7 protein-coding genes and 1 riboswitch are annotated in these 9,321 nt (G+C 28.6%); of the genes, 4 read left to right on the top strand and 3 right to left on the bottom strand.

Translation table 11 applies throughout. The features are described 5' to 3' along the window. Nucleotides 1-265 precede the first annotated feature (265 nt). Nucleotides 266-1,486 (top strand): ATP-binding protein, encoded by a 1,221-nt coding sequence (locus ACMUOV_RS03880; protein WP_413853804.1) that lies wholly within the window; start codon nt 266-268, stop codon nt 1,484-1,486. A 74-nt stretch (nt 1,487-1,560) separates the two neighbouring features. On the opposite strand, the gene ACMUOV_RS03875 is transcribed toward ACMUOV_RS03880, so the two are convergent. The 3 genes from ACMUOV_RS03875 to ACMUOV_RS03865 all read right to left on the bottom strand — a co-directional run bounded on the left by ACMUOV_RS03875 (nt 1,561) and on the right by ACMUOV_RS03865 (nt 7,409). Next, nucleotides 1,561-2,181: a class I SAM-dependent methyltransferase gene (locus ACMUOV_RS03875; RefSeq protein WP_413853803.1), complete on the bottom strand. Its 621-nt coding sequence runs from the start codon at nt 2,179-2,181 to the stop codon at nt 1,561-1,563. Nucleotides 2,182-2,233: 52 nt separating this feature from the next. Next, nucleotides 2,234-5,287: an MFS transporter gene (locus tag ACMUOV_RS03870; protein WP_413853802.1), complete on the bottom strand. Its 3,054-nt coding sequence runs from the start codon at nt 5,285-5,287 to the stop codon at nt 2,234-2,236. Continuing rightward, nucleotides 5,282-5,397, bottom strand: a riboswitch (adenosylcobalamin (AdoCbl) riboswitch). It overlaps the preceding gene by 6 nt. A 38-nt stretch (nt 5,398-5,435) precedes the next feature. After that, nucleotides 5,436-7,409: a peptidase U32 family protein gene (locus tag ACMUOV_RS03865; RefSeq protein WP_413853801.1), complete on the bottom strand. Its 1,974-nt coding sequence runs from the start codon at nt 7,407-7,409 to the stop codon at nt 5,436-5,438. A gap of 168 nt (nt 7,410-7,577) precedes the next feature. Here ACMUOV_RS03865 and ACMUOV_RS03860 point away from each other — a divergent pair, with 168 nt between their 5' ends. From ACMUOV_RS03860 to plsX, 3 genes are read left to right on the top strand one after another with little or no spacing between them, the layout of a single operon-like run. After that, entirely contained in the window at nt 7,578-8,081 is a 504-nt protein-coding gene (locus tag ACMUOV_RS03860) for a YceD family protein (RefSeq protein WP_413853800.1), read from the top strand. Beyond that, the gene (rpmF, locus tag ACMUOV_RS03855) at nt 8,044-8,280 is read left to right on the top strand and encodes a 50S ribosomal protein L32 (RefSeq protein ID WP_413853799.1); all 237 of its coding nucleotides are present in this window, start codon (nt 8,044-8,046) and stop codon (nt 8,278-8,280) included. The genes ACMUOV_RS03860 and rpmF overlap by 38 nt, the downstream gene beginning before the upstream one ends. After that, entirely contained in the window at nt 8,281-9,288 is a 1,008-nt protein-coding gene (gene plsX, locus ACMUOV_RS03850; protein WP_413853798.1) for a phosphate acyltransferase PlsX, read from the top strand. It begins immediately after the preceding gene. The last annotated feature ends 33 nt before the right edge of the window (nt 9,289-9,321 follow it).

Below are 9,321 nucleotides of genomic sequence, written 5' to 3'. Positions count from 1 at the left end.
TCGTTTTTATAAGTTATATATCTTTGCTTTTTATTTTCTTTTTTATTATCCATTGTTTTTTCTCTTAACAGGCGATATTTTTATAATGCGGTATATTTTACCAAATTAAAATATAAAAATACGAGACATTCTGTTGTTGAAAAAATTATAGAGAAAATACAATATAAACAACATATTGCATTTTAAATTCTTTTTATATATACTATTTATGAAAATTTAAAGTATTACTTTAAATTTTCATATAGTAGCATTAAAAGAGGTAATAATGTATAAAGAGCGAACCATATCAAAAATAATAAAAAGAGCATCCTCAAAATTTAAAACCATTTTATTAACAGGAGCAAGGCAAGTCGGAAAAACAACTTGTTTGGCGCAAATAAAAGAAAAAAACAGACAATATATAACTTTTGATGATCCGATGGATATGGCTTTTGCCAAAGAACAACCAAAAGCATTTTTTGAAAATAATAAAACTCCGCTGTTATTAGATGAAATTCAATATGTTCCCGAATTATTTCGTTATATAAAAATGGTAGTTGATGTTAATAATTCCAAAGGACAAATATGGTTAACCGGCTCTCAACAATTTAACTTAATGAAAAATGTTACCGAAAGTTTGGCAGGCAGGGTAGCTATATTTAATATTTTAGGATTTTCTGTTTATGAATTATTTAACAAAGCCGATAAACAAAAACCTTTTTTGCCAAAACAAAAAGTATTGCCTATATTAAAAACATTTAACACAAAAGAAACATTTAATATAATTTGGAAAGGTTTTTTTCCAGAAATTTGTTCCATAAAAAATTCGAATTATATTGATTGGAAAACATTTTATTCATCTTATGTTAAAACTTATATTGAACGAGATGTTTCACAGTTGATAAATGTTTCAAACAAATTAACTTTTATTCAGTTTTTAAAAGTAATTGCTTCAAGAACCGCACAAGAATTAAATTTAAGCGATATTTCAAGACTTGTAGGTATAACATCCGTTACGGCGAAATCATGGTTATCCATATTACAAACATCCGGCATTATTTATTTATTGCAACCCTATTATAAAAACATATCAAAAAGAATACTAAAAAGCCCTAAAATATATTTCACGGATACGGGCTTATGTTGTTATTTATTAGGATTAAACAGTCCGGAAATATTATACAACACGCTTATGAGCGGACATATATTTGAAACATTTGTTGTTATGGAAATAATTAAATCTTATATTCACAACGGAGAAACTCCGGAATTTTATTTTTATAGAGATTCCAATCAAGTAGAAATTGACTTGCTTATTTATACAAATGGTTATTTATATCCGGTAGAAATAAAACAAACAAGTAATCCTATAAAAGAAGATATTAATAATTTTAGAATACTGAATAATTTGAAAGAAAAAATAGGATATGGCAGTTTAATATGTTTAACCGACAAACCAAGAGCTTTAACGAGTATGGCAAATGCCATTTCCATTTGGAACATATAATAATTTTAGGTTATAGGGTTATTGGTTTACAGGTTTGTCGTTCAAGATATTAAAATTTTGTGTCGGAATAAAATTTATTTATTTGCTAAAACGGTAAGCCAATGCTTTTGGATGTTATGGTCAAGAATAATATTTATAAAACCCGCCTGTTTTAAATAATCAATTAATTCCTGTTGCGAGTAAAGTTTTAGCCCGTCTATAAGTTGTTCATACTTTTTTTCGCGTTCGCTTACTCCGTCAAATTCATTGACTATCATAAATGTTCCGCCGGTTTTTAATATTCTGAAAACTTCTTTAAAACTTGTTAAAGGGCCGGGCCAAAAATAAATAGTTTCAAATGCGGTTATAATATCAAATGTTTCATTTTCAAAAGGCATTTTTGAAACATCACCCTGAACGATACTGCAAATACCTTTTTTAATTTCTTTATCATTAACTTTTTGGGATTCTTTAACCGATACTTTTGAATAATCAAAACCCGTTACTTTTGCATTTGGAAATAACTTTATTAATTTTGCAACATTTATTCCGCCGCCGCAACCTAAATCGGCAATTTGTAACGGATTAATATTTTTTAAATGAGCAAGTCCCCAGTCGGAAAGGTTGGCATGTCCTTTGTTCATTCTGTTTATCATTAATTTACCTAAAAAACCTTTAGGTTTTCTTGTATTGGCAAAAAACATTTTTTTTAACATAAATTTGCTCCCGAAAAAATAATGAATACAAAATCCGGCTTGAGATAAAATATTATGCGCAAGATAATATTTGCTTTATTATATCCGTGTCAGGTTCGGAAATTTCGTTATTTTTATTTTGTTTGTCTTTAAATAAAGCGGACAAAAGAATTGAACTTGCAGTTAAAATTGCAACAGCTCCCGCAATAATTGAATTATTTGAGAAACCCGCAGCAAGTAAACCGGATATTGAAACCTGTGTTACTGCAGATACCAACATTCCCGTAATTAACTTAAACGATTGCCATTTTGTTTTTATATTATCATCCAACATATCATAAACAACTGATGTTTCGGTTAAAGTTGCCGAAGCTTGCCATAAATTCATTAATAAATATATTCCCATAAACAAGAACGGATTTCCGGTTACAATAAATAAACCGAAAAGCCCTGCAGTTGCAATGAAGAAAATATTTCTCGGTATTTTGTTTTTTGAAATAAAATTTGTTTTGCTTATAAAATATGAAGAAGCGGCCTGTAATATATTTGCGGCAAAATAAACAGGTGCAAGCATAAAAACCGTTCCCGTAGTAAAAATAACCGGCTGAAGAAAAAAGCACATAACTACGAAAAATATATTGTTTACTATTATGTTTGTTATTACAAAACCTAAACTTTCCTTTTGAGTATATAATTGTTTTAAAGGTTGCATAAAGCCGCTTAAATTATCTTTTATTGAGAATTTTTTATTTTCAGCTTTTGATGTTATTCTTTCGCTGTGTGTAAATTTTAAACTTGCAAAAGAAGCTGCAATGCTTGGAATTGCCGTTAATAAAATAAGGCAGAATTCATTTGATAAGTATGCTGCAACAAGCCCGCCTATTAACGAGGATGTTGCCATTATAGCCCATTTTAAAGATAAACCGAATCCGTAAAGTTGTTCGAATTTATCAGTTTGTTTCATATTATCCAGAGATTTATATAAGAAAGGTCCGGAAGTAAGTGAGTTCAAAGCAATGGCTATTGCAGGTATAACCTGTGAAGCAATAAACAACAATACGGATGTTCCGGAAAAAGCAAAGAAAACTGTTCCTATTGTTTGTAATATAAGTGCAGCCACTATTATATTTCTGTCTGAAACTTTATCGCTTATCATTCCGCCTATTATTGAAGTTACAAAAGTTACGGGGGATAATACTGCAAATACTAAAGATATTAATGCTAAACTGTATCCGCTTGCCTGCATAAACAAAGTATCAAAAGAAACAAATAAATTAAAACCGAGCACCAATTGCATTAACATAAAAAAACGCACGTTATTTTGCATATTTTTTATTGTTTTTTTATCAACGGATGATTCATCGTCGCTATTATATTCATATTCGAAATTAAATTTTAATTTGTAAACAATATCGGAAACAAATTGTTTTGTTTTTATAAATAAAGTTTTCAGCGAAAAGTTTTTTATTGAATAAATAAAATTTTCCGAATTTATTTTGTTAAACAAATTTTTGTTTTTATTTATTATGTTTTTTATAAATTCGCTTATTTGGCTCTCTGTTAATTTTTTTAATTTTAATTCTTCCGTTAATAAAGATAAAAAAGTTTTTATTTTATATACGGAAATTCCGGTTACAAAAAGCCCGTCCGATAATGCATTAAAATTATAAATAACGATATCGGAAAGTACATTGTTATACGTGGTATAATTGTTTTTAACGGAATTAGGCATAATAACGGCATATTTTAAATTTTGTTTTTCCATTATATCAATAATATTTTTATGAAAACCGCCGGTTATTATGATACTTGTTTTTTCTTTGTTTATTTCTGCCGTTATATTGTCAACAAAAATTGAATTTCTTTTAATGTTGTCAAGATAATACGATTGCAAAATTTCATTGTCGGTAATTTCTAAAATTTCTTTTTTGTTTTTAATAAAATTTGATGTTGAAACGATATTTTTAAATTTGTCTTTATCCGAGAACAGCTGAGTTGCTTCGTTAAAATTTAATTTCAGTTCCGCATATTTTTTTAATAATTTTAAATATTCATCGGCAAAAACAAGCTTGGAAATGTTTTCTTGCTTAAAAAGTTTTTCTCTTATGTCGTTTTGTAAAACTTCTTTTTCCTTTAAAAAATTGTTTATGCTAAAAGTTTCTTCAATACGATATTTATTGTATAAAACGTTTATATAACCTAAAGAGTTTTTTTCTAAAAAATTTCCTGCAAAGTCATAGATATAAATTAAACTTTCTTCAACGGTTTTGTTTTTTAGGTTATTAAGTAACAAATTGTATTTGTTAAACGGCATTTTTGTTTTTAACATTGCCAATAAATGTTGTATGGTTTGAGTATCGTATTTTTCTTTTTTAAGTTGTTGTTCGTATTGTTTTATTAAAATAAATTTTTCAATGTCGGGATAGTTTTTAAGTTCAACACCTGTTTTATTTATTATGTTTTTTAATAAGATAAGATTTTTATCTTGTTCGAAATTATTATAGGAAAAAATTTTATCATATATAAGCATATCATCGGAATAAAATTTAAGTTTTTGTTTTTTTATATTTTTTTGTGCGGTATTTATTGCGGATAATAAATATATTTTATTTTTTAATATCAAATAGTATTTTTGTAACGATTTTTTATATAACTCAAAATTTTCAATGCCGTATAATTTGGATTTTTTTTCAAGATAGGAAAAATATTCACCGCCGCTTAACAAGCCGTTTTTTAACATTTTTTCAAATACTTTTTGTTTTATATCATTATCGATATTGTCAAATGCCGAAATATCTACATAGCCCTTTGGAGCCCCTTCAATAAAAATTTTATCTACATCAAACCGTGTGTCAAAATATTTAATAATTGAACAGATATTTTTTTGAACATACGGTTGGCAATGCATATCCAAAATAATCAATACATCCGGTTTTGTTTTATAATCGGTAATATTTGTTTCAAATAATTTACCGAACTTTAAATTTGTGTCGTTTAAAACCGAAAGTTGCGGTATTTCCGATAAAGGTTGTTTTGGTATAGGACTGTTTGCAAATATGTTTTGAGGTATTAACACCGTAATAAGATATGCAAACAAAGAAATTATTGATACTGCTTTTTTGAACATTTTTCCCCTCGGAAAATAAGAAAACTTAAATAGACCGGACTTTTATACCGTTGCGGGGCAGTGTTGGAATTTAACCAAACTTCCTTTTAAGTTTTTCATAAAAATCTGCTGTAAATAACACAAATATATATTATACATCAAAAAACCGCTATTGTAAAACTTTTTCAAAATTAAAAGTTGACGGTGAATTTGATTTTATTTTTCCGTTTAAACAATTAATTAATAAATTTATAAAATTGCCGTCCGGTTCAATATACGATAAATCTATTGCGAAAGAATTAATTTTTAATTTTAATAATGTTTGTTTATATTCAAAAAGATTAACAGGATATTTCGGTATTATCGTAATAAAATTATTATCTTTTAAAATTTGAAAATTATCTTTGTTTGTTTTTATTACTGTTTTGTTTTTTATATCGGTTGTCATTTTTGATACTGCCAATTTAGGGAAACCGAACAGATATACTATAAGGTTATTACTTAAATTATGCGATAAATTTTTTATGTTGCTTAAATTATCTTCCCACGAAATTGTAAAAGCTTTAATATTGTTCTTTTCCAAAAGTTCTGCCGCATAAGTGTTTAAAGTATATAAAAATTGACCGCCGTAAAGATTAACGTTTAAATTTTTAAAAAATTCAAAATGAGATAAATTATTTATAAAAAAATTTTGGCATTTATTTTTTACAAGTTTTAATAATATGTTTTTAAAATCGTTTAAATTTTGTTCATCAATATAAGACGGTAATTCAAAATAATATTTATCTTTATTTTTCAGCATATTAATTTGATCAAAATTATCATGCTGTAAACATATTATAATTTTTGAATTGAGTTTTTCGGTTAAATTTAACCATTTCAAATTATTAATCCTTATAAATAATTTGGGAAGAGTAAGGTTGTTTTTAAAAAACGGTTTATGTAAACTTTTATTTACACTTTTCGGTAAATCGTATTTTTTTATTTCGCTGTTTGCGGACGGTATTGTTGAAGTGTCTGCAATTTTAAAAACATCAAAACCGTTATTTATAAATTGTTCGTTACAAAAAACCGTATAAACTCCGTTTTTAAAATTTATATTTTGTACCTGTATTATAAAGTTTGTGTCCTGTTTTGCAGCGACAATACGTAATTTATCACCTGCATTAACGGTATATTTTGTTTTTAAATCAAAAGTTTCGGTTGTTTTATTTTCAACAGTTCCCAAAAATAAACCTATGTTTTTTGATTTTTCCGGCTCTATAATATTTTTATCCGGAAAATTAAAATTAAAAGTAGTTTTTGTTCTGGCATAATCAAAATTTAAAATGGCTTTTGCCTGTGTAAGCGCATTATTAAAATTATCTTTTGAAGCATCAATTAAAAGTCTGTAAGCTTTAACCGTTTTATAAACGTAATCTTTACTTTTCATCCTGCCTTCAATTTTAAGGCAATTTATACCGGTATCTTTTATTTGTTGTATATAATCTGCCAGTTGTAAATCCTTGGGAGATAAAAAATAGCCATGTTTGTTATTTATTGTCCACAATCTTCTGCAAGGTTGCGTGCAATAACCTCTGTTACCGCTGTAACCGCCTATAAAACTTGAAAGCAAACATAAGCCGGATACACAAAAACATAATGCTCCGTGACAAAAAATTTCAAGTTCGATATCTGTTTCCTGTTTTATTTTTTTTATCTGTTCAAAGGAAAGTTCTCTCGCCAAAACAACACGTTTAAAACCCAAGTGTTTTGCCTTTTTTGCACCTAAACTGTTATGTATTGCAAGTTGTGTGCTGGCATGCAGTTTTAAATTCGGGAAATATTTTTTAACAATATTTACAACAGCCAAATCCTGAACAATTAAAGCATCCGGTTCTATTAAAGAAAGCTGCTCCAAACAATTAAATGCTTTTTTTATATCCGTTTCTTGCAGTAATGTATTAAAGGCAACAAAGATTTTTACATTTTTTTCTTTTGTATAATGACGTAAATCGTTTAATTGCGAGAAAGAAAAATTGCGGGCTTTGTTTCTTGCACTGAAATTTTTCATTCCTATATATACGGCATCGGCACTGGCATCAACTGCTGCTAAAAAAGTTTCAATATTTCCGCTTGGCGCAAGTAATTCTATTTTGCTCATAATTTAATATTTTAGCATATTATAATTTAATTCGTTTTAAAAACAGATATTTGTAAATTTTTTTATGCGGTTATGTGCAATTACATTGCATTTTAAATATTTTTTTTGTAAATTGTATGGTAAGTATATTGACAAAATTTTGGCTAACAAATATAATTTGATTTTAATATGAAACGATATGTGTTCAGTTTTGATGATTTTAAACAGTCGGATAATTTAAAGATAGGTCCGTGTGAGTATTCTTTTAATAATGAAGGAACTATTGTTAAAAATTCAAATTTAAAATTATCAATAGATGCAAATAAATATGATGAAGTTGTAAATATAGTTTGTAATATAACCGGAAGTATGGCTTTTGAATGTTCAAGATGTTTGGAAATTTTCGATAAGAATACGGATATAAGTTTTGAGTATTCTTTTACAAAGCAGGAAGGTTCGGTTGATATTACCGATGTTATAGAGCAGAACATAATTTTAAATATTCCGATGAAACCTTTGTGTTCCGATAACTGCAAGGGAATTTGTCAGGTGTGCGGCAATAACAGAAACATTAAGGATTGTAATTGTTCGGAAAATTTGAATAAAGAATTTATAGAAGAAAAATGGAAACAAATAAAAAATAATTGGGGGAAATATGCCAAATCCAAAAAGAAAACACACTCCGCATCGTAGAGATTGCAGAAGGTCTGCTAATTCAAAAATAGAGGTCGAAAATTCAGGTAAATGTTCAAATTGCGGTGCGCCTAAAATGCCGCACAGAGTTTGCCCTGAATGCGGATTTTATAACGGTAAATTAATAGTTCCGAAAAAAGTTAAAAAATCTAAAGTTCAGCAACAACCTGAAGCAGAAAATCAAGAGGAACAAAAATAAATGATTTTAGCTTTGGATGCTATGGGCGGAGATAAAGCACCCGATATTAATGTTGAGGGTGCAATACTTGCCGTTAAGCAATCCGACGATGATATATTACTTGTCGGTAAACAGGATATATTATATGCACAGCTTGATAAGTGGTCAAAGAAGTATTCTTTCGATAAAAGCAGAATACGGGTTGTAAATGCCACCGAAATTATAGAAATGGGTGAACATCCTGCAAATGCCGCAAGGCATAAAAAGGATTCGTCCATGGCTGTATGCTGTAAATTGGTTGCCGCAAAACAGGCCGATGCTTTTATTTCCATGGGAAATTCGGGTGCTGCCATGGCGACATCTCTTTTATATTTCAAAAGAATTTCCGGTATTTCAAGGCCTGCAATTTCAATAAGCTTTCCTACAATTTCGGGCAGATGTACCATAGTTGATGCCGGTGCAAATGTTGACTGTAAACCGGAACATCTTTTGCAGTTTGCAATAATGGGTGATATTTATTCAAAATCCGTATTGGGTGTTAAAAATCCTAAAGTTGCAATTTTGTCGATAGGTGAAGAAGAAACAAAAGGCAACGAATTGGTTTTTGAAACGAGTAAACTTTTAAAGCAAACCGATTTGAATTTTATAGGAAATATTGAAGGCGGCGATATTCCCAAGGCAAAAGCCGATGTTGTAGTTTGTGACGGTTTTGTGGGGAATGTATTTTTAAAGTCAAGTGAAGGCATTGCCGAAATGATTTTGAAACTTATAAAAAACAGTATAAAAGCAAACCCTTTATATTGGGGTGCGACTCCGTTTTTAAAGTTGGCAATGAAAAGTGTTCGCAAAAAAGCCGATTATGACGAAGCGGGCGGTGCTCCTTTATTGGGCGTAAACAGTACTTGTATTATAGGGCACGGAAAATCAAATTCAAAAGCCGTTAAAAATGCTTTATTTGCCGCTTCAAGATGTGCAAAGAAAAATATAAGTAATATTATTGAAGAGGAAATTAAAAAATTCCAAAACTAAAAATGAATAATAAAACAGGTGTGAAAATTTTAT

The sequence above is a fragment of the Candidatus Ruminimicrobium bovinum genome (assembly GCF_902760015.1).
Classification (GTDB): Bacteria; Elusimicrobiota; Endomicrobiia; order Endomicrobiales; family Endomicrobiaceae; genus Ruminimicrobium; species Ruminimicrobium bovinum.
The sequence above is the reverse complement of the archived record's forward strand: the minus strand, read 5'-3'. Positions and strand labels throughout refer to the sequence as shown.